Below are 23,443 nucleotides of genomic sequence, written 5' to 3'. Positions count from 1 at the left end.
CTGACATCTTAATTATGATTAACATTACTTTCCCAGATGGCGCTGTTCGTGAATTCGAATCTGGCGTTACAACTTTTGAAATTGCACAATCTATCAGCAACTCTTTGGCTAAGAAAGCTCTTGCTGGTAAATTTAACGGCAAATTGATTGACACAACTCGTGCTATCACTGAAGATGGAAGCATCGAAATCGTGACACCTGATCACGAAGACGCTCTTCCAATCTTGCGTCACTCAGCGGCTCACTTGTTTGCCCAAGCAGCTCGTCGCCTTTTCCCAGATATTCATTTGGGTGTTGGTCCAGCCATCGAAGATGGTTTCTACTACGATACTGACAATGAAGCTGGTCAAATTTCTAACGAAGACCTTCCTCGTATCGAAGAAGAAATGAAGAAAATCGTTAAAGAAAACTTCCCATCAATCCGTGAAGAAGTGACTAAAGACGAAGCGCGTGAAATCTTCAAAAATGACCCATATAAATTGGAATTGATTGAAGAGCACTCAGAAGACGAAGGTGGTTTGACTATCTACCGTCAAGGTGAGTACGTTGACCTTTGCCGTGGCCCACACGTACCATCAACTGGTCGTATCCAAGTCTTCCATCTTTTGAATGTTGCAGGTGCTTACTGGCGTGGAAATAGCGATAATGCTATGATGCAACGTATCTACGGTACAGCTTGGTTCGATAAAAAAGATCTCAAGGCTTACCTTAAACGTCTTGAAGAAGCTAAAGAACGTGACCACCGTAAACTTGGTAAAGAACTTGATTTGTTCATGATTTCTCAAGAGGTTGGTCAAGGTCTTCCATTCTGGTTGCCAAATGGTGCGACAATCCGTCGTGTCTTGGAACGCTACATTGTTGATAAGGAAGTAGCAGCAGGATACCAACACGTCTACACTCCACCAATTGCTTCTGTAGAACTTTATAAAACTTCAGGTCACTGGGATCACTACCGTGAAGATATGTTCCCAACAATGGATATGGGAGATGGTGAAGCCTTTGTTCTTCGTCCAATGAACTGTCCTCACCACATCGAAGTTTACAAACACCATGTGCATTCTTACCGCGAATTGCCTATCCGTATCGCTGAAATTGGTATGATGCACCGTTATGAAAAATCAGGTGCCCTTACAGGACTTCAACGTGTGCGTGAAATGTCACTTAATGATGGTCATACTTTCGTAACACCTGAACAAATCAAAGATGAGTTCCAACGTACGCTTCAATTGATCATCGACGTATACGAAGATTTCAACTTGACTGACTATCGTTTCCGTTTGTCATACCGCGACCCTAAAGATACTCACAAATACTTCGACAATGACGAAATGTGGGAAAATGCTCAAAGCATGTTGAAATCAGCCATGGATGACATGGAACTCGACTACTTTGAAGCAGAAGGTGAAGCTGCCTTCTACGGTCCAAAACTTGATATCCAAGTGAAGACTGCCCTTGGTAATGAAGAAACACTTTCTACTATCCAATTGGACTTCTTGCTTCCAGAACGCTTTGACCTTAAATACATCGGAGCTGATGGGGAAGAACACCGTCCAGTTATGATTCACCGTGGGGTTATTTCAACAATGGAACGCTTTACAGCTATCCTTATTGAAAACTATAAAGGAGCCTTCCCAACTTGGTTGGCACCTCAACAAGTGACTGTTATTCCAGTTTCAAATGAAGCCCACACAGATTACGCTTGGGAAGTTGCTAAACAACTTCGTGACCGTGGTATCCGTGTTGAAGTGGATGAACGTAACGAGAAAATGCAATACAAGATTCGTGCGTCTCAAACACAAAAAATCCCTTACCAATTGATTGTTGGTGATAAGGAAATGGAAGACGGAACTGTTAACGTTCGTCGCTATGGACAAAAACAAACACACACTGAAGCTGTGTCAGAATTTGTAGAAAATATCCTTGCTGATATTGCTCGCAAATCACGCCCAGATGCCGAATAAATCAGAAAGTCGGTTAGCTAAGCTAGCTGACTCTTTAGTAGGATAAAGCATGCACGTTTTTAGGAAAAGACTTTTATTTCTGCTGGGAGCAGTCCTGCTCTTGTTACTGTCTAGCTTTACTTATCACAGATTATCCTTGCAAAGAGAGAAGGCTTCTCTCAACCCTATGGGGCAAATGGTGTCTGTTAATGGCCATGACATGAGCGTCTTTGTAAAGGGGGAGGGGCCACAAACTCTAGTTTTTCTTTCTGGTGCTGGAACAGCCTCTCCCATTCTAGATTTTAAAGACTTGTATGATGGGCTTTCGAAGCAGTATAAGATAGTCGTTGTTGAAAGGGCTGGCTATGGTTACAGTGAGGACACATCTAAGTCCCGAGATGTTTCTGAGGTTCTTTCAGAGACACGACAAGCCCTAGCCAAGGCCCATGTATCAGGTCCTTATATTATCCTCTCCCATTCGATGGCCTCCTTAGAGACACTTCTGTGGCAGGAAAAATACCCTAGTGAAGTGAAAGCTATCATTGGTTTAGATTGGGCCCTACCTGAAAGTTATTCCCATTTGAAAATGCATCCCCAGATTTTACGTATGGCTCGGTGGGGAAGTCAATTAGGCCTATTAAGGTATTTACCGAGTCGCTTATATGTGCCTAATGCCAATCTAAGTAGTAGTGACCGCCGCCTCTATCAACGGATAGCCTATCGTCAAATATTGTCAAAGGCTATGTTAAATGAGAGCCTGTCTGTTAAGGAAAATGCGAAAAAGGTTACTTCTAGCATTGATTCACATATTCCAACCTTACTGATGGTCTCGAATGGTGAGGGTACAGGTTTTAGCCAGGAGGACTGGCGGCATTATGCGACTAGCTTTGCAAAGGACCAGAAAAATATCGAAGTGACTTTTTATGATTCTCCGCATTATCTTTATCACTATCAGACCAAAGAGGTGTCCGAGAAGATAGAGGAGTTCATCAAAGAGACGACTGATTAAATTTACGTATGTTATTGAGGAGAGATGTGATGCTCATTGGTTCAAAAGCCTTTCGACACTTATGGAAGAACTGGCAAAGGGACTACCAACCATTGCAAGTGCTAAAGCTATTGCTAGCTTATATAGAGATGCCAGAGGACTTATCGGGAGAGCTTGAAGAAACCCAACACCTTTTATCTTATTTCGATTCTGACTTAGCACCGCATGATTCCTTCTGGAAGGATGTCGTGAAATTGGTAGATCTGGCTTTTCCTGATGATAGTTTGTCTAAGAATGTTTCTATAGAGCGACAAATCCATCAGCTACGATACCTGATTTCTAGTCAACAGGCCCAGTATGTGCGGACGCATTATAAAAAGCCAGGGATGACAGATAAAGAAGCTTTGGCTGTCTATCTGAGATGGAAGCCTTTCACCATGTTTGATCAGGGACGTTTGCACCAGAAGGTTTCTATCTGTGATGGCAAGGCGGTTTATCCTGATGGGATTCCAAGTGTTAATTTGAAAATTCTTCTCTATAATCGGATTGAGTTTATTCTGGATAGTCAGGGGAATTTTCTCAATGAGGTCGATGCGGAGCAGGTGACTGAAAGTGGGGTGGTTAATGGTGCTAGTTTCAACTACGGTAATTTCAAGCGCCACTGGCAATTGGATGTGGAGCCGGTCCAACCACATGACCCTGATTTTCGTAATCAGATGACCAAGGGTTTTCGTTCACCCAACAAATTGAAAAAACGTTGGGGACAGCAAGCGCCTGAACAGTTTGATAAATCTTTCTACAATCCAAAAGGCATCTATGCCCAGTCTCATAGGTCTTTGGCAAATGATGTCAAACGCCAAGCCAGACTTTTTCTCGCTCTGGTTTATGGCTTTAAACCGGATCAGACCAAGCAATCAAAGGAGGTTCATATGTCTAAACAACCACAAAACAATAAGGGAACAGCAGTTCTAGGCTCACTAGTCTTTATGGCCTTATACGCCCTAGGTATTTGGCACAATGCTGTCCGAGGAAATATTCCCTTTCTCATTCTTTGGAGTGTTTTACTCCTTGTTAATGTCAGCTATTTGATTTTCCGCTTGAGAAAATAAAAAAAAGAAAGTGATATGGACCTAAATGGTAAGAAATTTAGGTCTGTATCACTTTTTTGTATATTCAATGATAACTTACCACTTGCTTTCTTCTGGGATAATAATCCAGCAAATGATGTAGAAAAGAAAGCCTGTTCCGAATAAGAAAATCGCTGCAGCCCAAATGAGGCGAATAATGACAGGGTCGATGTCAAGATATTTAGCGATACCAGAACAAACACCGGCAATGATTTTGTTGTTTGGATCTCGTCTGAGTTCTTTTTTCATATGATTTACCTCCGTATGCCTTATTATACCATAACACCTTGAAGTCTAGTATTAGCTTAAGGAAGCATGAAGTAGACGATACCCAGATATTGCAGAGCCGAAGCTAGCATGATGAAGAGGTGCCAAATCATGTGGAAGTATGGTTTTTTCTTAGCATAAAAAGCTGCCCCAACCGTGTATGACAATCCTCCGGCAAGCATAAGTCCCCAAAAGGCTGGCCCTGTCTTGGTGACGATAGCTGGAATAATGAAGATAACCAACCATCCCATCATCAGATAGAGGAAGAGGGAGAACTTTTCATTGATTTTTTTAGCAAAGATTTTGTAGAGAATGCCAAAAATGGTTGTTCCCCATTGAAGGATGATGATGCTATAGCCTAGCCAACCGCCAACCAATGAGAGGGCAACAGGGGTGTAGCTTCCAGCAATGGCGATATAAATCATGCTGTGGTCAATAATTCTTAGAACCATCTTGTGGGGTGAGTTGTAATCCATAGCATGGTAGATGGCTGAGCTCAAAAACATGAGGAATAGGCTGATAACGAAAACAGACATCCCGACAGCAGCAGTCATGCCGTAGCCGTTGTTGGCATGAACAGCAGTAATTGGCAGTAAGACCAGCATGGCCACAGCTCCGACGGCGTGTGTCACGCTGTTTGCCACTTCCTCACCAAAGCTAAGTTTTTTACTGAGTTTGAGGTTGGGAGAAGTATTAAAAGTAGCAGTATTAGACATTATTTCCTCCTTCAAGGTCGTTCAAAAGTTGATGGGTAGCTCGGTAACATTGAAGCGTCTGACAGGCTGAGAGTATGACTTGCGGAGCTTCTTGTGGAAACTGACCATTCATACAGGCTACAAAGTCATTATAGTAGCTCTTTTGACTTTCAGCATCTGTTCGTAGGATTTCTAAGGTTTTAGCAATCTCAGAAATCTCAAAGACGGTCTTTAGACTAGTGATGACAATAAGTCTAGCTACCTGAGCAGCATTATATTTTTTCTTGATGGGTTTTGCGACATGGCCGTGTTTGACATAATTATTGACCATAGAGGCGGTTAGCCCCTTGTCGTTTGGTCCCAGAGTGCTTTGGGTGACCTGGTTGACATAGAGCAAAACCTGATCCAAATAGAGTTCAATCTCTGGTAATTCTTCCCAGAGAGGGTATTGTTGTGTTGTCAAATTATAAAAACCTCTTTATCTAGTTTTCATAACTAGATTATAACATTATAGAAATTCAAGTCAAGTCAGAACTTTTGAGATATGAAAAAGATGTTGAAATAATATTTTCAACATCTTTATTTTTTATGTGATAAGGCAGAGTGATTTTTTATGCTTTTGAATCACTTCTTATGGGGTTCTGAGTTTCTCCAAAATTGCTTGTGCAGTTTCTTGGTTCATATGTTTGGCCTTGAGAAGTTCAGCCAAAACCTGAGGCATTTCTTCAGGAATAGCCCCAGCTAACAAGGCCAGAGATTTGGCTTGGAGTTTCATATGTCCTGCTTGGATTCCTGTTGAAGTCAGGGCTTTCAGAGCAGCCAGATTTTGTGCCAAACCAAGAGAGACGATGATACTGGCTAGTGTTTTAGCATCTGTATGATTAAGCAAATCATGGGCGATAGAAGCACTAGGGTTAAGTCCAATTGAACCTCCACGGGTTGCGATTGGCATGGGGAGGGTTAATTCTCCAACTAGTTCCTTAGCTTCCTGGTCATAAGTCCATGTGGACAGACCACGGTAGCTACCATCCTTGCTAGCAAAGGCATGACTACCGGCCTCAACTGCTCGCCAATCATTTCCGGTTGCGATAACTAGGGCATCGATACCATTGAAAATTCCCTTATTATGGGTAGCTGCTCGGTAAGGATCGACCTGAGCCAGTTGGCTAGCCATCTCCATTTTCTTGGCTAGGTCATGTGCCTCTTCCTTATTTCGACTGAGGAAGCGCGTGCTAAGACGACAAGTCGCTGTCACAAGACTCTCAGTGGCTAGATTTGAGAGAATAGCCATGAGGCTTTGACCTTTTGACAGGTTTTCCAACTCTGGTACCAGAGCTTCCATCATGGTGTTGACCATATTGGCTCCCATGGCTTCTTGGGTATCAACGGCTAGATAGACAATGAGGAAGTCTCCTTTCGTCTCAGTCCAGAGCTTGCGAGGGCCACCCCCACGCTTAACAATAGAAGGATGAGCCTCTTTGGCAATCTCTATAAGGTCCTGACTGGCTGCTTGAATTTTTCTTGAAGCATCATCCTTATCAGGAACGTCAAAGAGGGCAACTTGGCCAATCATCTGACGGTCATGAATCGTAGTCGTGAAACCACCAGAACGCTTAATGAGCTTGCTAGCGTAGGAAGCAGCAGCCACAACTGAAGGTTCTTCGGTAACCATGGGAACCTGATAAGTCACACCATCTACCAATACATCTGGGCAAATGGCAAAGGGAAGTGTGAATCGACCAATGACATTTTCAGCCATTTGATTGGCTGTTTCAAGGGTAAGTTGTTGGTCCTTATCCAGAAGATTTTGATTTTCCTGAGACAAAAGAGCATTCGTTTTCAAATGCTCTTTACGTTCTTGCGGTGTCTTCTTGGAAAAACCAGTCCAAAAGAGTTTTGTCATATTAATTTCCTTTATAGATACGTTGGTGTTCAGAGATTTCGGCTAAACGGAAAGCTCCGGTTTGGTAATCAGCGAAATGAGTAGAGCCTGTGTCATCCAACTGAGTCTCTTCATAGAAAAGTTTTTCATAATCAGCAACGCTTAATTGTTCACGTTTGGCAAAGGTATCTAGGCGGTCCGAACGAAGCAGGTCTTTGTAACCTTCAACCAGACGTCCTGAGAAAATTTCAGAAACAGCTCCAGAACCGTAAGAGAAGAAGCCAATCTTATCTCCAGCTTTAAGGTCTTGCGACTGTTCAAGCAAAGAAAGAAGTCCAAGATAGAGTGACCCTGTATAGATATTCCCAATTTGACGACTATAGGTAATTGAAGCATCGAAGTTGTTTGTCAGACGCTCTTTGTTCTCTGGATTCAAATCTTTTGGAATAATCTTGTTAAGTCCCTTAAGAGCTAGCTTAGGATAAGGAAGATGGAGACAAAAAGCGGCAAAATCAGCAAAGTCAGCCTGATGGCGTTCTTGATAAGCTGCCCAAGTTGTCTTCAAACTGTCAAGGTACTGCTTGGTTGAATAGATGCCTTGAACATAAGGCGTTGAACTGTAGTTTGGACGCCAGAAGTCCATGACATCACGAGTTTGAGCCACATTATCATCAGCAAGTTCCAAAATACGTGGATTCTGACTGACTAGCATAGCTACAGCACCAGCTCCCTGAGTTGACTCCCCAGAAGATCCGACACCATAGCGGGCAATATCACTAGCGATAACCAGAACTTTGCTATCTGGGTGAGTTGCCACATGCAACTTAGCATAGTTAAGTCCGGCTGTTGCAGCGTAACAAGCTTCCTTCATTTCAAAAGAACGGGCAAAAGGCTGAATACCTAAAAGACTGTGAACATAGACAGCAGCAGCCTTGGACTGGTCAATGGAAGACTCAGTAGCCACGATGACCATATCGATAGCTTTTTTGTCGTCGTCATTTAAAATATCAGCCGCCGCATCAGAGGCAAGCGTCACGATATCTTCTGTAATCGGCGTAATACTGGTTGCATCAAGCATCAGCCCCTTGCTGAATTTTTCAGGCTCCGCCCCACGGGCAAGAGCGAGATCAGCCATGTTTAGAACATATTGACTGGTCGCAAAACCAATCTTATCAATTCCAATAGACATATGATGTTTCCTTTTTTCTTCATTGTAGAGTATCCAGAAGATACTAATCTATAGTGATTTTACCATAAAAGAGCGCTTTCGCCTTGAAAAAACTTTGATAGTTAGTTATATCTCATTTTTTGATAGGAACTGGGGGATTTTACACGACTTACTTTTGCTATTCCATAGCTTATATTTCTCATTTACACCAGAATAAGGTAAAATTGAAGTGGCACTCTAGTAGTTTTCTAGCTATGTTAGAGAAGTAAAGTTGTTTCTATATATGTTGCGAGCGTTAAATGTGACATTGAATAAAGAGGAAAATCATGACAAAAGCAGACACTATTTTTAAAGAAAATATCACTAAAATCATGGAAGAAGGCGTTTGGTCAGAGCAAGCACGTCCTAAATATAAGGATGGTACGACAGCCAATTCCAAATACATCACTGGAGCTTTTGCAGAATATGACTTGAGCAAGGGAGAGTTTCCAATTACCACTCTTCGTCCTATCGCTATCAAATCTGCTATCAAAGAAGTGTTTTGGATTTATCAAGACCAGACAAACAGCCTAGATGTCCTTGAAGACAAGTATAATGTGCATTATTGGAATGATTGGGAAGTTGAAGGCGTGCCTGCCAATAATGGGGACAAGCGTTCAATTGGTCAGCGTTATGGGGCGGTCGTTAAGAAGCACGATATCATTAACCGTTTGCTGGCTCAGTTGGAGGCTAATCCATGGAATCGTCGCAATGTCATCTCCCTTTGGGATTACGAGGCCTTCGAGGAGACAGCAGGACTTCAGCCTTGTGCTTTCCAAACCATGTTTGATGTTCGTCGTGTGGGTGAGGACATTTATTTGGACGCCACTTTGACGCAACGCTCTAACGATATGTTGGTGGCTCATCATATTAATGCCATGCAGTATGTGGCTCTTCAGATGATGATTGCCAAGCACTTTGGTTGGAAAGTTGGTAAATTCTTTTATTTCATCAACAACCTCCATATCTATGACAATCAATTTGAGCAAGCTGAAGAACTTCTCAAACGTCAGCCATCTGATTGCCAACCACGTTTAGTCCTCAATATTCCTGATGGAACTAATTTCTTTGATATCAAACCGGAAGATTTTGAATTGGTTGACTATGATCCTGTTAAGCCTCAACTCAAATTTGACTTAGCAATTTAATAAACGTTGATAATTTAAGTCCATAAAGAGCTGGCAAAGTTTTTTCCAAGCTCTTTTTCTCTTTTTTTGTTAGAATGGATTGTAAACTTAAAAAGAAAAGGAAATACTTTGTCTAAACAACTCATTGCTATTTGGGCGGAAGCTCGTAACCATGTTATTGGGAAGAATCACACCATGCCTTGGCATTTGCCTGCTGAACTGGCACATTTCAAGAAAACGACCATGGGCTCAGCAATTCTCATGGGGCGTGTGACCTTTGATGGCATGAACCGTCGTTGCCTGCCAGGACGTGAAACCTTGATTTTGACACGAGACGAGGACTTCGACTGTGAGGGTGTAACGACCGTTACGAGTGTTGAGGAAGCCCTAGCCTGGTTTGAACAGCAAGATAAGGATCTCTATATTGCTGGTGGTGCTGGTGTCTACAAGGCTTTTGATGGACATTATGATGCACTCATCAAGACAACTATTGAGGCTGATTTAGAGGGAGACACGTATTTTCCACAACTAGATATGACGGCATTTAAAGAGGTATCACACGAACGTGTGGCCAAGGATGATAAAAATGCCTACGACTTTATCATAAGTCGCTATGAAAAAGAAGGAGACTAGGTTCATGCAACGTAGTGTTTTTGGGTTATTTACTGCATTATTGGGGGTACTTTGTGTGCTCTCTGCCATTCCTGCCTTTCGCAAGAAACGTTATGGGTTAGCAGTTTTTCTCTTTTTAAATGCTTTTACCAACCTTGTCAATACTATTCACGCCTTCTATGGCACCCTATTTTAGAAAAGAGTGAGGAATAAATGGCTGGAAATCGTAATGAAGAAATGGTTTATTGTTCATTTTGTGGCAAAAACCAAGAAGAAGTAAAGAAAATTATTGCCGGCAATGGCGTCTTTATCTGTAACGAATGTGTGGCCTTGTCACAAGAAATCATTCGTGAGGAAATGGCAGAAGAAGTTTTGGCTGACTTGGCTGAAACACCAAAGCCAAAAGAACTTTTGGATATTTTGAACAATTATGTCGTGGGGCAAGACCGTGCTAAACGTGCCTTGGCGGTAGCTGTTTACAACCACTATAAACGTATCAACTTCACAGAAAGTCGTGAAGACAATGATGTTGATTTGCAAAAATCAAATATTCTCATGATTGGACCAACTGGTTCAGGGAAGACTTTCTTGGCTCAGACCTTGGCTCGTAGCTTGAATGTTCCTTTCGCGATTGCGGATGCGACATCATTGACTGAGGCAGGTTATGTGGGTGAGGACGTGGAAAATATCCTCCTCAAACTGATCCAAGCGGCAGACTTCAATATTGAACGTGCGGAACGTGGCATCATCTATGTCGACGAGATTGATAAGATTGCTAAAAAAGGTGAAAACGTATCAATCACTCGTGACGTTTCTGGTGAAGGGGTTCAACAAGCCCTCTTGAAGATTATCGAAGGAACAGTAGCTAGCGTTCCACCTCAAGGTGGTCGTAAACACCCTAACCAAGAGATGATTCAAATTGATACGAAGAATATTCTCTTTATCGTGGGTGGTGCTTTTGATGGTATCGAAGATATCGTTAAGCAACGTCTTGGTGAGAAAATCATTGGTTTTGGTCAAAATAATAAGGCGATTGATGATGACTCATCATACATGCAGGAAATTGTGGCTGAAGATATCCAAAAATTTGGTCTTATCCCTGAGTTTATCGGACGTTTGCCAGTCCTTGCGGCCCTTGAACAGTTAACGGTTGACGACTTGGTTCGTATTTTGACAGAACCTAGAAATGCCTTGGTTAAACAGTACCAAACCCTTTTGTCTTATGATGGGGTTGAACTTGAGTTTGACCAAGATGCTCTTGAAGCTATTGCAAGTAAGGCGATTGAACGTAAGACTGGTGCGCGTGGGCTTCGCTCTATCATTGAAGAAGTCATGATGGATGTCATGTTTGAAATTCCTAGCCAGGAAGATGTGACTAAGGTTCGTATTACCAAAGAAGCCGTTGACGGTACAGCTGCTCCAGTTTTGGAAACAGCGTAAGGAGGACCTATGGCTGAAGAACAAGTCCTAAATACGCACAATGCTGAGATTTTGCTCAGTGCGGCAAATAAGAGTCACTATCCCCAAGATGACCTCCCTGAGGTTGCTCTAGCAGGACGCTCGAATGTTGGTAAATCAAGCTTTATCAATACCCTTCTTGGTCGTAAAAACCTAGCACGTACTTCTGGGAAACCAGGGAAAACCCAGTTGCTTAATTTCTACAATATTGACGACAAGCTACGCTTTGTGGATGTGCCAGGTTACGGTTATGCCCGTGTGTCCAAAAAAGAACGTGCCAAATGGGGGAAAATGATTGAGGAGTACCTCGTGACTCGAGACAATCTTCGTGTGGTTGTTAGCTTGGTAGACCTCCGACATGAGCCAACTCAAGACGATATCCAAATGTATGAATTTCTTAAGTATTATGAAATTCCAGTTATCGTTGTAGCGACTAAGGCTGACAAGATTCCTCGCGGAAAATGGAACAAGCACGAATCTATTATTAAGAAAAAACTCAATTTTGATAAAAATGACCATTTCATCGTCTTTTCATCTGTCACACGTGACGGTTATGATGAAGCATGGGATACGATTTTGGCAGAATTGTAAGAAAAGCTCGGAGCAATCCGAGTTTTTTTCTTGTTGTGATAGTCTTTAACTATCTCTTTGATAGTTTCCACTTATTATCCAAGGGGATGATATTGTGATAAGCTTGTTTTATCACATATATTGGAGGAATCTATGGAAAACCTTAATTATGAAAATGAGGGTCAGTTCCAACGGAAGATGACTTCTCGACACCTCTTTATGCTATCGCTGGGTGGTGTCATTGGTACTGGTCTCTTCTTGAGTTCAGGCTATACGATAGCACAAGCAGGACCCCTTGGAGCTATCCTATCTTATCTTGTGGGTGCTATTGTTGTTTACTTGGTCATGCTTTCATTGGGTGAGTTAGCAGTTGCCATGCCAGTAACGGGGTCCTTTCACACCTATGCTACTAAATTTATCAGTCCGGGAACCGGCTTTACGGTAGCTTGGCTTTATTGGATTTGTTGGACGGTTGCCTTGGGAACAGAATTTCTGGGGGCAGCCATGCTGATGCAACGTTGGTTTCCATCGGTACCAGCCTGGATGTTCGCAGCCTTCTTTGCACTGGTGATTTTTGGGATTAATGCTCTGAGTGTGAGGTCATTTGCGGAAGCAGAATCTTTCTTCTCGTCAATAAAAGTCATTGCTATCCTGGTCTTTATCATCCTGGGTCTGGGGGCTATGTTTGGTTTGGTCAGTTTTGACGGTCACCGTGAGGCTATTATGTTCAAGCACTTGACGGCCAACGGTCTCTTTCCAAATGGTGGACTTGCCATTGTGTCAGTCATGTTGGCGGTTAACTACGCCTTTTCGGGAACAGAGTTAATCGGTATTGCAGCTGGTGAGACAGACAATCCTAAAGAGGCTGTTCCACGAGCTATTAAAACAACGATTGGACGCTTGGTTATCTTCTTTGTCTTGACCATTGTGGTCTTGGCCTCGCTTCTTCCCATGAAAGAAGCAGGAGTTTCCTCAGCACCTTTCGTTGATGTCTTTGACAAGATGGGAATTCCATTTGCGGCGGACATCATGAACTTTGTTATCTTGACAGCTATCCTTTCCGCTGGAAATTCAGGACTTTATGCGTCAAGCCGTATGCTGTGGTCTTTGGCCAATGAGGGGATGCTCAATAAAAAGCTAGTGAAAATTAATAGGCATGGTGTTCCAATGACAGCCCTTTTGATTTCTATGGCAGGAGCAGTTTTATCGCTCTTTTCAAGTATCTATGCAGCAGACACAGTTTACCTAGCTTTGGTATCGATTGCTGGATTTGCAGTTGTTGTTGTCTGGCTCTCTATTCCTATGGCACAAATCAACTTCCGTAAACAGTGGAATTTAGAGCATTCTGATGATGAGTTAGATTACAAGACACCGTTTAATCCAATTCTACCTTATATCACAATCGTTCTCTTGGCCATTTCTGTGCTTGGGATTGCCTGGGATAGTTCACAACGTGCGGGACTTTACTTCGGTATTCCTTTCATGATTTTCTGCTACCTCTATCACTACCTTCGCTTTAAAAAATGGTAAGGAGGCCTTGTATGGCAATATTTAAAGACTATCTAGAGAATAAATCTCCCCTCATTCTTCATGGGGCTTTGGGAACAGAGATGGAGAGCTTGGGTTATGATATTTCTGGCAAACTCTGGTCAGCCAAGTACCTGCTTGAAAAGCCAGAAGTTATTCAAAAAATCCACGAAACCTATGTAGCTGCTGGGGCTGACTTGATTACCACATCGTCTTATCAGGCAACCTTGCCAGGCTTGATAGATGCTGGACTTACTGAGAAAGAAGCGGTGCAGATTATTGCCTTGACAGTTCAGTTGGCAAAGGATGCACGCGATAAGGTCTGGGCAACTTTGGATGACAGTGAGAAGGCTAAGCGTCCTTATCCATTGATCTCTGGTGATGTCGGTCCTTACGCAGCCTATTTGGCCAATGGTTCTGAGTACACTGGTGATTATGGTCAGATTACCATCAAGGAACTTAAGGAGTTTCATCGCCCTCGCATTCAAATTCTCCTAGATCATGGTGTCGATTTATTGGCTTTGGAAACTATTCCTAATCATCTGGAAGCACAAGCTTTGACTGAACTTCTGGCTGAAGAATTTCCAGAAGCAGAAGCTTATATCAGTTTTACAGTCCAAGAACCAGGCACTATCAGTGATGGGACTTCTCTAGATGAGATTGCCCAGCTTGTTGGCCAGTCAGACCAAATCTTGGCTCTAGGAATCAACTGTAGTTCGCCTCTGCTCTATAATCAGGCTCTTGCTATTCTTAAAAATGCTGGAAAAGCCCTCATTACTTACCCCAACTCAGGTGAGGTTTATGATGGTAGCACGCAGACTTGGAAACCTAAGGATAAGGATGCTCTGACCTTAGTCGAACACAGCAAAGATTGGCATACTCAGTTTGGGGTGAAGATTTTAGGTGGTTGCTGCCGCACACGTCCAAATGATATTAAAGCCTTATATGCAGAGTTTAGAACCTAGTCAAATTTCTAATTATTTGTTATAATAGGAGACTGTAAGGCTATGAGCTCTACACACTATTAGTAGAAAATGAAGCCAGCGTTAAGCTGGTTTTTAAAATGAAGAGGAAAATATGACCTACGAACAAGAATTTCTAAAAGACTTCGAAGCCTGGGTTGTTACCCAAGTAAAAGTAAACGAAACGGCCTTGGCCGCTAGCAAGAAAATCTGGGAAGAAGATGGCGATGAGCGTGCACGTGATGCAAGTTATCGCTATGAAGCCAAATTGGATGCTTACAATTTCCTAATTGGCAAGTTTGCCAACTATCGTGCTGGCAAAGGTTTCCATGATATGCCAGATGGCTTGTTCGGGGAACGTCACTATTAATAGAGGATGAAAAAGAAAATGATGACAGCACTTTATGGAAAGATGTCGTCAATTAAAATAGGAGAATACTAAACATGGCTAAAGTAAAAAATAAAAAGAAAGCTTTTAAACACCGTTTGAAAAAACAAGGACTTTTCAATAATGTTAAAGCCCCTGTTCCACCAGTTGCGCCTGTTCCACCAGTGCCACCAGTAGCACCACAACCTGTTGCTGAAACTAAGACAGTTGCTAAGGAAGAAGTAGCAGCAAAAGACCTTAGTCTTGAAGCTTTTGCAGAACTTCCAGAAGTTGAAGGTCTTCGTTCAAACCTTGTAGAGACTCTTTACAATGAAGGTTTGACTTCAGCAGAGGCTTTTGCTACTGTGACTGAAGAAGAAGTTCTTGCACTCAAGGGTGTGGGACCTGCGACAGTTAAAAAATTGAAAGAAAATGGTGTCAGCTTTAAAGCTTAAGCCTAAAAAAGATCCGAGGTGTAGACTTCGGATCTTTATTCTTTGACTTGGGAAGCATTGTTTGATTAGGAGAACAAGAAAACCACTAGCTTTTTGCTAGTGGTTGATAGATCTGTATTATTTATTTGGATTTTGTTTGGTTAAATTAAGTCCAAAAGGTACCAAGTTTTCTTGATGCCTACGGATTCGCCCCATATTTTCAGTGTGGCGGAAGATAATAATCAAAGCCATGATGGTAAGGACCCCAGTGAAAATAAGGTCATAGCCATCTAGCAAGAAGTGGATGGCTGGAAACACAGCCAAGGTAATCAGTCCAACAATTGCAGCAGTGACACTAGAAAATGAGATCATGCTGGTTAGATAGAGTGTTAGGGCAAAGACCAAGAGTAGGAAGACACAGTAGAGTGGGGCGAAACCAAGAAGCACCCCGGCACTTGTCGCAACGGCCTTCCCACCTTTAAATCCAGCAAAGATTGGAAAAACATGTCCGATAATGGCAAAGAAACCAATGACTAGAGGTGAAACCTCTGTAACACCAAGCCAGATAGGAAGAAGAACAGCCAAGGTACCCTTGAACATATCCACCAAGAAGGTGATGGTACCAGCAGTCTTACCTAGAACACGAAAGGTATTGGTTGTTCCAGTATTTCCAGAGCCATGCTCACGAAGATTGATATGGAAGAATAGTTTCCCAATCCAGAGGCCGGTCTGAATGGAACCTAGCAAGTAGGCGATTAGGATTAACAATAAGATTTTCATGAGATAATTATAGCATACAGCCTAGTAATTGACAAAGTCAGTCAGCCTTAAGATATCTTTTGGACTTTCTTGATTTCTTTTGCAAATTCTTCTGAAAACTTATAAAATAATAAGGATGAAAATTTTGGAGGTCACTCTTGGCTAAAAAAGAAATTAATGTAAATAATTATAATGATGATGCCATTCAGGTACTAGAAGGGTTGGATGCGGTTCGCAAGCGCCCTGGAATGTACATTGGCTCAACAGATGGAACAGGACTTCACCACCTCGTTTGGGAGATTGTCGACAATGCGGTCGATGAAGCTCTTTCTGGTTTTGGTGATGTTATCGCTGTTACCCTAAATAAGGATGGTTCCGTTTCTGTTTCTGACTCTGGACGTGGGATGCCGACAGGTATGCATGCCATGGGTAAACCAACAGTTGAAGTTATTTTCACTGTTCTCCACGCTGGTGGTAAATTTGGACAGGGTGGTTATAAGACTTCTGGAGGTCTTCACGGTGTGGGTTCCTCAGTTGTTAATGCGCTGTCTAGTTGGCTTGAGGTAGAAATTACCCGTGACGGTAGTGTTTATCGCCAACGTTTTGAAAATGGTGGTCACCCTGTAACAGGGCTTGAAAAGATTGGTAAAGCGCCTAAGTCTAAGACAGGTACAAAAGTTACCTTTATGCCTGATGCGAGCATCTTTTCAACAACTGACTTTAAATTTAACACTATCTCAGAGCGTCTCAAAGAATCAGCCTTTCTTCTTAAGAATGTCACTATGACATTGACTGACTTGCGTGGCGAAGAAGAAGTTCGTGAAGAATTCCACTATGAAAATGGGGTTCAAGACTTCGTGTCATACCTGAATGAGGACAAGGAAACGTTGACACCAGTTATCTATATTGATGGAGATCAACAAGAATTTCACTTGGAATTAGCCCTTCAGTATAATGACGGTTACTCTGACAATATCCTTTCCTTTGTCAATAATGTCCGTACTAAGGACGGAGGCACCCACGAAACAGGCTTCAAGTCTGCCATTACCAAGGCTCTTAACGATTATGCGCGTAAGACGGGTCTTCTCAAAGAAAAGGATAAGAACCTCGAAGGGTCAGATTACCGTGAAGGTTTATCAGCAGTTATCTCGCTTTTGGTTCCTGAAGAACACCTTCAGTTTGAAGGACAAACCAAGGACAAACTGGGATCTCCTTTAGCTCGTCCGATTGTTGATAGTATTGTTTCAGAGCATTTGACTTACTTCCTTATGGAAAATGGGGATCTGGCTTCTAACTTGGTGCGTAAGGCTATCAAGGCCCGTGATGCCCGTGAAGCTGCTAGAAAAGCGCGTGATGCTAGTCGAAATGGTAAGAAAAATAAAAAAGACAAGGGGCTCTTATCAGGGAAACTGACGCCAGCCCAGTCTAAAAATGCTAAGAAAAATGAACTCTATCTAGTCGAAGGGGATTCTGCTGGTGGATCAGCCAAACAAGGCCGTGATCGTAAATTCCAGGCTATCCTGCCTCTTCGAGGTAAGGTGCTCAACACTGAGAAAGCCAAAATGGCTGACATTCTTAAAAATGAAGAAATCAATACCATGATTTACACCATTGGTGCAGGTGTTGGAGCTGATTTTAACCTTGACGATATCAACTACGACAAGATTATCATCATGACCGATGCCGATACTGATGGGGCTCACATCCAGACCTTGCTACTTACTTTCTTCTATCGTTATATGCGTCCACTGGTTGAAGCAGGACACGTTTATATCGCTTTGCCTCCTCTTTACAAGATGTCTAAAGGAAAAGGTAAGAAAGAAGTTGTCGAATATGCTTGGACGGACGGGGAACTTGAGGAACTTCGTCAAAAATTTGGTCGTGGAGCTATTCTCCAACGTTACAAGGGGCTTGGTGAGATGAATGCTGACCAGCTTTGGGAAACAACCATGGATCCAGAGACAAGAACCCTTATCCGAGTGACGATTGACGACCTAGCGCGTGCCGAACGTCGCGTCTCAGTCCTTATGGGAGATAAGGCAGCACCACGCCGTCAATGGATTGAAGATAACGTTAAATTTACCTTGGAAGAAAGTGGCGCATTTTAAGTTGCAGGCCAGAAGGGAATGTAATAAGATAGAACTAGGGAGAGCGTTTACAATCAATAGAAACTTGGGATTATAAAGAAACAAGTTGATTATTTTCTACATCGTTTATTAACTATTTGCAGTGTCATTGACTAGAAATCAATGGAGGTAGAAAAATGGATTTTAATGTTATCGATTACCTAGCTTACCATGCAGATGTAGCTATTCCGGCTATTATTCTTATGGTTATTGTTTCTGCTATATACTTATTTTTTTATGGTATACGTCCTATAAAAACACGCTTTTTGATCCTCTTTCTCTTATCTATAGTCTCCCTCATAATCTTCGTGCTGGATAACCCCCTCTATTATTATTTGGGTAGTCCATACTCAGGCTTATTATTTGTTTTTTACTACCTGATGGTCTTTTCAGTGTTTTATGTACCATTCTCACTAATAGCTTTTATAAAGAGTCTTCTACATTTAACACGCTTTCAAACCAATTATTCAATCTTATTAGCGATTAATAGTTTTTTCGCCACATTACTGGCTTTCCTCAACCTACTTTTCTTACAAGGGGCTTTGGAATTTCTCCCAAATTCATCCATGTACCTTATTTTTATCCTCCTAGCGGCAAGTGGTATTGCTCAAACTATAATAGGAAGAAAGGAAAACGAAAAAAATAAAGATTATATGGCTGAGTCAGGAAAAGACAATGTGAGGTAGACCTATGTTATCTAAGGTATTAAGTTTCATACTGTATTATCCTCAAGTAGTCCTCCCTGTTTGTGGAGTGGCAATAGCTTATTTAAGTGTTTATAAAAAGCGACCAATAAAAACACGTTTTTTGCTTCTGCCTATACTAGTAGTGGTAACCTTCCTTCTATCTTTGATAGATAATCCATTCTCAGATAGAACCTACTCGGGTTTGTTATTTGTCTTCTATAATGTGTATGTTTTTACTCCCTTAAGTGTTGCTTGTAGTATCACATCACTTTTAAAAAGTATCTATCATTATAGATTATTTCGTATCCCATTAGCTACTGTTCTCGTAATCAACGCCTCTATAATGACTTGTTTAACCCTCATAAACTTTATCTTATTCTTTGGTGAACTTTCTACTTCATTGACACTATCTTGTGTATTCTTCATTTTAATTGCGATAAGTACAATCGTTCAATTTGTGATTGGTGAAATAGAAATTAGGAAGGTTAAAACCATTCTTCTACAGTTGCAAAATCAAGGAAAGACATTGTGAGGCGTGGCAGTGAGGTAGGAAAGTTACTATTTGTCTTTCACATTATTTCAAATCATTACTTAAACTAAAAAATAAAGAGAAATCTTATGTCTAATATTCAAAACATGTCCCTTGAGGACATCATGGGGGAGCGTTTTGGACGCTACTCCAAATACATTATTCAGGAGCGTGCGCTTCCTGACATTCGTGACGGTTTGAAACCCGTTCAACGTCGTATTCTTTATTCCATGAATAAGGATGGCAATACCCATGACAAGGGCTATCGTAAATCTGCCAAATCGGTGGGTAACATTATGGGTAATTTTCACCCACATGGCGATAGTTCCATTTATGATGCCATGGTGCGTATGTCTCAGGACTGGAAGAATCGTGAAATCTTAGTTGAAATGCACGGTAACAATGGTTCTATGGACGGTGATCCACCAGCGGCTATGCGTTATACAGAGGCTCGCTTGTCAGAGATTGCTGGCTACCTTCTTCAAGATATTGATAAAAACACCGTTCCTTGGGCTTGGAACTTTGATGATACAGAGAAGGAACCAACCGTATTACCTGCCGCCTTTCCAAACCTCTTGGTTAATGGGGCTACAGGGATTTCTGCTGGTTATGCCACAGATATTCCACCGCATAATCTGTCAGAGGTCATCGATGCCGTTGTCTACATGATTGATCACCCCTCTGCTAAACTGGATAAATTGATGGAATTCTTGCCTGGTCCAGATTTCCCAACAGGGGCTATCATTCAGGGCAAGGATGAGATTCGTAAGGCCTACGAAACTGGTAAGGGCCGCGTCGTTGTACGCTCACGTACTGAAATTGAACAACTCAAAGGTGGCAAGGAACAAATCATCGTTACTGAAATTCCTTACGATGTCAATAAGGCAGTTCTTGTTAAAAAAATCGATGATGTTCGAGTCAATAACAAGGTTCCAGGTATTGCGGAAGTTCGTGATGAGTCTGACCGTACAGGGTTGCGTATTGCTATTGAACTTAAGAAGGATGCTGACAGCCAAACTATTCTTAACTACCTTTTGAAATATACGGATCTTCAGGTCAACTACAATTTCAACATGGTGGCTATTGATAATTTCACCCCACGTCAAGTTGGCTTGCAAAAGATTTTATCTAGCTACATTGCCCACCGTCGTGATATTATCGTTGCTCGTTCAAAATTTGACAAGGAAAAAGCTGAAAAACGTCTTCATATTGTCGAAGGTTTGATCCGTGTTATTTCTATTTTGGATGAGGTTATCGCTCTTATCCGAGCTTCTGAAAATAAGGCTGATGCTAAGGAAAATCTTAAGGTCAGCTATGATTTTTCAGAAGAACAAGCAGAAGCTATCGTGACCTTGCAACTTTATCGTTTGACCAATACGGATATCGTCACGCTCCAAAATGAGGAAGCCGATTTACGCGAACAAATTGCGACCTTGGCTGCTATCATTGGTGATGAGCGTACCATGTTTAATGTCATGAAACGTGAACTCCGTGATATCAAGAAGAAATTTGGTAATGACCGTCGTTCAGAGTTGCAAGCAGAAACCAAGACTATTGAAATTGATACTGCAAGTTTGATTGTTGAAGAAGAAACCTATGTCAGCATCACTCGTGGTGGCTACGTCAAACGTACCAGCCCACGTTCCTTCAATGCTTCAACGATTGACGAAGTTGGAAAACGTGATGACGATGATTTGATTCTTGTCCAGCAGGCCAAGACGACACAACACCTCTTGATGTTCACTAATCAAGCCAATGTGATTTATCGCCCAATTCATGAGTTACCAGACATTCGTTGGAAGGATTTGGGTGAACATCTATCACAAACCATCACCAATTTATCTAAGGATGAAGAAGTGCTTTACGCAGAAATCCTGGATGATTTTGAAGCTGGTACTTACTTAGCAGCCACTAAGCTTGGTCAGATTAAACGTTTCGAACGCAAGGAATTTACGCCATGGCGTACCTACAAGTCTAAGTCGGTTAAATACGCTAAACTCAAGGATGATAGTGATTTTATTGTCGCAGTCACGCCAATTCAATTGGATGATATTATGATTATCACTCAAAAAGGTTATGCCCTTCGCTTTAACGCGGACGAAGTGCCAGTAGTTGGTGCCAAGGCAGCAGGTGTTAAGGCAATCAATCTTAAGGATGATGATACCGTTCAGGCTGTTTTTGTAGCAAATACTCAAAGTTTCTACCTTCTGACACAAAGAGCTAGTCTCAAACGTGTAGCTACAGCAGATATTCCGCAGGCTAAGCGAGCTGGTCGAGGTCTCCAAGTTCTTCGTGAGCTTAAGACGAAACCACATCGTGTCTTCACTGCGGGTCCAGTCTTTACGGAAAATGCTGGTGGCGAAATAGATCTTCTAGCAACACCAGTGGAAGAGATTCCTCAGACCTTGCTTGTAACAGCAACAACAGGCGAAACGGCAGAGGTTGACTTGTCCCTTCTAAATCTTTCAGACCGTACTAGCAACGGTAGTTTCATTGAAGGATTAGCAGACAAAGAAGTCTTTTCTGCCAAGATTATTGAAAGATAAAGATAAGAAAGCTTTGTTCTCTTATTAGAGGGCAGAGTTTTTTTCTTTGATGGGCAAAATAAGTGTTTTAAAAAGAATTGTCAGAATTTTGCAACATAACCTTGAAATTTTCAATGAAAAGGACTATACTAGAAAGCACATAGTAACAGAAAAGAGGACATACATATGACAGTTGATTTAGACTGGGAAAATTTAGGATTTAATTACCGTAAACTTCCATTCCGTTATATCTCATATTACAAAGACGGTAAATGGGACGAGGGGCAATTGACTGAGGATGCGACTTTGCATATTTCAGAAGCATCTCCAGCCCTTCACTATGGTCAAGAAGCTTTTGAAGGACTCAAGGCTTACCGTACTAAAGATGGCTCTATTCAATTGTTCCGTCCAGATGAAAATGCTAAACGTTTGCAACGTACTGCGGAGCGTCTTTTGATGCCACAAGTTCCTGTTGACAAATTTGTAGATGCATGTAAACAAGTTGTACGTGCAAATGAAGAATATGTTCCACCATATGGTACAGGTGCAACACTTTATCTCCGTCCATTGTTGATTGGGGTTGGTGATATCATTGGTGTGCATCCAGCAGATGAGTATATCTTTACCATTTTTGCTATGCCAGTAGGTAACTACTTCAAAGGTGGTTTGGCTCCAACAAACTTCCTTATCCAAGATGATTATGACCGTGCTGCGCCACATGGTACAGGTGCTGCTAAAGTTGGTGGTAACTACGCAGCAAGTATGTTGCCAGGTAAGATTGCACATGACCATAACTTCTCTGATGTGATCTACCTTGATCCAGCAACTCACACTAAGATTGAAGAAGTGGGTTCTGCAAACTTCTTTGGTATCACAGCCGATAACGAATTCGTAACACCACTCAGCCCATCTATCTTGCCATCTATCACTAAGTTCTCATTGCTTTACTTGGCTGAAAATCGCTTTGGCATGAAAGCTATCCAAGGTGATGTTAAGATTTCCGAATTGGATAAATTTGTCGAAGCAGGTGCCTGTGGTACAGCTGCCGTTATCTCACCAATTGGTGGGGTACAACATGGTGATGACTTCCATGTCTTCTACTCAGAAACTGAAGTAGGTCCTGTAACACGTAAACTTTATGATGAGTTGACAGGTATCCAATTTGGTGATGTTGAAGCACCAGAAGGATGGATTGTCAAAGTTGACTAATTCTTAATAGATAAACGATTATTTTAAGGCTTGCTCTTGCAAGCTTTTTTCTTTTTCGGTAGAATTAAGAAGATACATTAAGAAAGGATGGCTCGAGCCAAGGATCGGGTATAAGTCTATGAGTAAAAAAGATAAAAAAATTGAAATCCAAATTAATGATGCTAAAGTAGTCGTCAATAAAGCAACTATTGAAGGTTTTGAACTTCTTGTTGGTAAGAAAGTCATCGGACAAATTGTGGAAATTGATGGTAAGTTTGCCGTTGTTGACAAGGAAAATGTTGTAGGTTTCCACAAAAAAATGGATGATGCAGTAGCTACCATTATTGAATCATACAATCTTAATCATTAAAATCCAAAGTAAAGGCTTGCTTTGGTCAAGAAACTGTGATATACTATTTCTTGTTCTTAAGGAGAGATAGCGAAGAGGCTAAACGCGGCGGACTGTA

General features: G+C 41.8%; 22 protein-coding genes and 1 pseudogene. 17 read left to right on the top strand and 6 right to left on the bottom strand.

What is annotated here, in order from left to right; all coding sequences use genetic code 11:
• Window positions 1-14: 14 nt before the first annotated feature.
• From thrS to HMPREF2571_RS06865, 3 genes are read left to right on the top strand one after another with little or no spacing between them, the layout of a single operon-like run.
• Window positions 15-1,961 (top strand): threonine--tRNA ligase, encoded by a 1,947-nt coding sequence (gene thrS / locus HMPREF2571_RS06875; RefSeq protein WP_002890325.1) that lies wholly within the window; start codon window positions 15-17, stop codon window positions 1,959-1,961.
• A gap of 49 nt (window positions 1,962-2,010) precedes the next feature.
• Window positions 2,011-2,949: an alpha/beta fold hydrolase gene (locus HMPREF2571_RS06870; RefSeq protein WP_070847510.1), complete on the top strand. Its 939-nt coding sequence runs from the start codon at window positions 2,011-2,013 to the stop codon at window positions 2,947-2,949.
• Window positions 2,950-2,978: 29 nt separating this feature from the next.
• Window positions 2,979-4,037 carry a DUF3114 domain-containing protein gene (locus HMPREF2571_RS06865; protein WP_070847508.1) on the top strand — a complete coding sequence of 353 codons (1,059 nt, stop codon included), beginning with the start codon at window positions 2,979-2,981 and terminating at the stop codon, window positions 4,035-4,037.
• 75 nt (window positions 4,038-4,112) lie between these two features.
• Here the strand turns inward: HMPREF2571_RS06865 and HMPREF2571_RS06860 are convergent, their stop codons facing one another.
• The 5 genes from HMPREF2571_RS06860 to HMPREF2571_RS06840 all read right to left on the bottom strand — a co-directional run bounded on the left by HMPREF2571_RS06860 (window position 4,113) and on the right by HMPREF2571_RS06840 (window position 8,088).
• The gene (locus HMPREF2571_RS06860; RefSeq protein ID WP_002886147.1) at window positions 4,113-4,304 is read right to left on the bottom strand and encodes a PspC domain-containing protein; all 192 of its coding nucleotides are present in this window, start codon (window positions 4,302-4,304) and stop codon (window positions 4,113-4,115) included.
• A 56-nt stretch (window positions 4,305-4,360) separates the two neighbouring features.
• The gene (locus tag HMPREF2571_RS06855) at window positions 4,361-5,038 is read right to left on the bottom strand and encodes a PAQR family membrane homeostasis protein TrhA (protein ID WP_002886236.1); all 678 of its coding nucleotides are present in this window, start codon (window positions 5,036-5,038) and stop codon (window positions 4,361-4,363) included.
• The gene (locus tag HMPREF2571_RS06850; protein WP_002885964.1) at window positions 5,031-5,480 is read right to left on the bottom strand and encodes a DUF1836 domain-containing protein; all 450 of its coding nucleotides are present in this window, start codon (window positions 5,478-5,480) and stop codon (window positions 5,031-5,033) included. Before HMPREF2571_RS06850 ends, HMPREF2571_RS06855 begins: the two co-directional genes overlap by 8 nt.
• Window positions 5,481-5,648: 168 nt before the next feature.
• Window positions 5,649-6,920 (bottom strand): hydroxymethylglutaryl-CoA reductase, degradative, encoded by a 1,272-nt coding sequence (locus tag HMPREF2571_RS06845; protein WP_070847507.1) that lies wholly within the window; start codon window positions 6,918-6,920, stop codon window positions 5,649-5,651.
• Between the two features lies 1 nt (window position 6,921).
• Window positions 6,922-8,088, bottom strand: coding sequence for a hydroxymethylglutaryl-CoA synthase (locus HMPREF2571_RS06840; protein WP_070847505.1), 1,167 nt, complete (start codon window positions 8,086-8,088; stop codon window positions 6,922-6,924).
• 305 nt (window positions 8,089-8,393) lie between these two features.
• Here HMPREF2571_RS06840 and HMPREF2571_RS06835 point away from each other — a divergent pair, with 305 nt between their 5' ends.
• The 9 genes from HMPREF2571_RS06835 to HMPREF2571_RS06800 all read left to right on the top strand — a co-directional run bounded on the left by HMPREF2571_RS06835 (window position 8,394) and on the right by HMPREF2571_RS06800 (window position 15,184).
• Window positions 8,394-9,254 carry a thymidylate synthase gene (locus HMPREF2571_RS06835; protein WP_014633426.1) on the top strand — a complete coding sequence of 287 codons (861 nt, stop codon included), beginning with the start codon at window positions 8,394-8,396 and terminating at the stop codon, window positions 9,252-9,254.
• A 108-nt stretch (window positions 9,255-9,362) separates the two neighbouring features.
• On the top strand, window positions 9,363-9,866 hold the full coding sequence (locus tag HMPREF2571_RS06830) for a dihydrofolate reductase (RefSeq protein WP_045001870.1): 504 nt from the start codon (window positions 9,363-9,365) through the stop codon (window positions 9,864-9,866).
• A gap of 4 nt (window positions 9,867-9,870) precedes the next feature.
• The gene (locus HMPREF2571_RS10555; RefSeq protein ID WP_002886174.1) at window positions 9,871-10,041 is read left to right on the top strand and encodes a hypothetical protein; all 171 of its coding nucleotides are present in this window, start codon (window positions 9,871-9,873) and stop codon (window positions 10,039-10,041) included.
• A gap of 17 nt (window positions 10,042-10,058) precedes the next feature.
• Complete coding sequence (gene clpX, locus HMPREF2571_RS06825) at window positions 10,059-11,285, top strand: ATP-dependent Clp protease ATP-binding subunit ClpX (protein WP_002890340.1); 1,227 nt, start codon at window positions 10,059-10,061, stop codon at window positions 11,283-11,285.
• A 9-nt stretch (window positions 11,286-11,294) separates the two neighbouring features.
• The gene (yihA, locus tag HMPREF2571_RS06820) at window positions 11,295-11,894 is read left to right on the top strand and encodes a ribosome biogenesis GTP-binding protein YihA/YsxC (RefSeq protein ID WP_002885996.1); all 600 of its coding nucleotides are present in this window, start codon (window positions 11,295-11,297) and stop codon (window positions 11,892-11,894) included.
• Between the two features lie 132 nt (window positions 11,895-12,026).
• Window positions 12,027-13,403 carry an amino acid permease gene (locus HMPREF2571_RS06815; RefSeq protein WP_070847504.1) on the top strand — a complete coding sequence of 459 codons (1,377 nt, stop codon included), beginning with the start codon at window positions 12,027-12,029 and terminating at the stop codon, window positions 13,401-13,403.
• A gap of 11 nt (window positions 13,404-13,414) precedes the next feature.
• The gene (gene mmuM / locus HMPREF2571_RS06810; RefSeq protein WP_070847502.1) at window positions 13,415-14,365 is read left to right on the top strand and encodes a homocysteine S-methyltransferase; all 951 of its coding nucleotides are present in this window, start codon (window positions 13,415-13,417) and stop codon (window positions 14,363-14,365) included.
• A gap of 112 nt (window positions 14,366-14,477) precedes the next feature.
• Window positions 14,478-14,732 carry a DUF1912 family protein gene (locus HMPREF2571_RS06805; RefSeq protein ID WP_002886199.1) on the top strand — a complete coding sequence of 85 codons (255 nt, stop codon included), beginning with the start codon at window positions 14,478-14,480 and terminating at the stop codon, window positions 14,730-14,732.
• 74 nt (window positions 14,733-14,806) lie between these two features.
• Window positions 14,807-15,184 (top strand): helix-hairpin-helix domain-containing protein, encoded by a 378-nt coding sequence (locus HMPREF2571_RS06800; protein ID WP_002885939.1) that lies wholly within the window; start codon window positions 14,807-14,809, stop codon window positions 15,182-15,184.
• Window positions 15,185-15,301: 117 nt separating this feature from the next.
• On the opposite strand, the gene plsY is transcribed toward HMPREF2571_RS06800, so the two are convergent.
• Window positions 15,302-15,943 (bottom strand): glycerol-3-phosphate 1-O-acyltransferase PlsY, encoded by a 642-nt coding sequence (plsY, locus tag HMPREF2571_RS06795; protein ID WP_002886068.1) that lies wholly within the window; start codon window positions 15,941-15,943, stop codon window positions 15,302-15,304.
• A 137-nt stretch (window positions 15,944-16,080) separates the two neighbouring features.
• Between plsY and parE the strand changes: the two genes are divergently transcribed.
• The 5 genes and pseudogenes from parE to HMPREF2571_RS06770 all read left to right on the top strand — a co-directional run bounded on the left by parE (window position 16,081) and on the right by HMPREF2571_RS06770 (window position 23,346).
• Window positions 16,081-18,030, top strand: coding sequence for a DNA topoisomerase IV subunit B (gene parE, locus HMPREF2571_RS06790; RefSeq protein WP_013990942.1), 1,950 nt, complete (start codon window positions 16,081-16,083; stop codon window positions 18,028-18,030).
• A 155-nt stretch (window positions 18,031-18,185) separates the two neighbouring features.
• Window positions 18,186-18,734, top strand: coding sequence for a hypothetical protein (locus HMPREF2571_RS06785; RefSeq protein WP_045771883.1), 549 nt, complete (start codon window positions 18,186-18,188; stop codon window positions 18,732-18,734).
• Between the two features lie 618 nt (window positions 18,735-19,352).
• Window positions 19,353-21,809, top strand: a complete 2,457-nt coding sequence (gene parC, locus HMPREF2571_RS06780; RefSeq protein WP_045771882.1) for a DNA topoisomerase IV subunit A — start codon at window positions 19,353-19,355, stop codon at window positions 21,807-21,809.
• Window positions 21,810-21,965: 156 nt separating this feature from the next.
• Window positions 21,966-22,997 (top strand): annotated as a pseudogene (locus HMPREF2571_RS06775) (branched-chain amino acid aminotransferase); the annotation flags it as partial.
• Window positions 22,998-23,115: 118 nt separating this feature from the next.
• Window positions 23,116-23,346, top strand: a complete 231-nt coding sequence (locus tag HMPREF2571_RS06770) for a DUF2969 domain-containing protein (RefSeq protein WP_045771880.1) — start codon at window positions 23,116-23,118, stop codon at window positions 23,344-23,346.
• Window positions 23,347-23,443: the final 97 nt, after the last annotated feature.

Source organism: Streptococcus sp. HMSC068F04 (genome assembly GCF_001837455.1).
Lineage (GTDB): Bacteria > Bacillota > Bacilli > Lactobacillales > Streptococcaceae > Streptococcus > Streptococcus salivarius_D.
The sequence above is the reverse complement of the archived record's forward strand: the minus strand, read 5'-3'. Positions and strand labels throughout refer to the sequence as shown.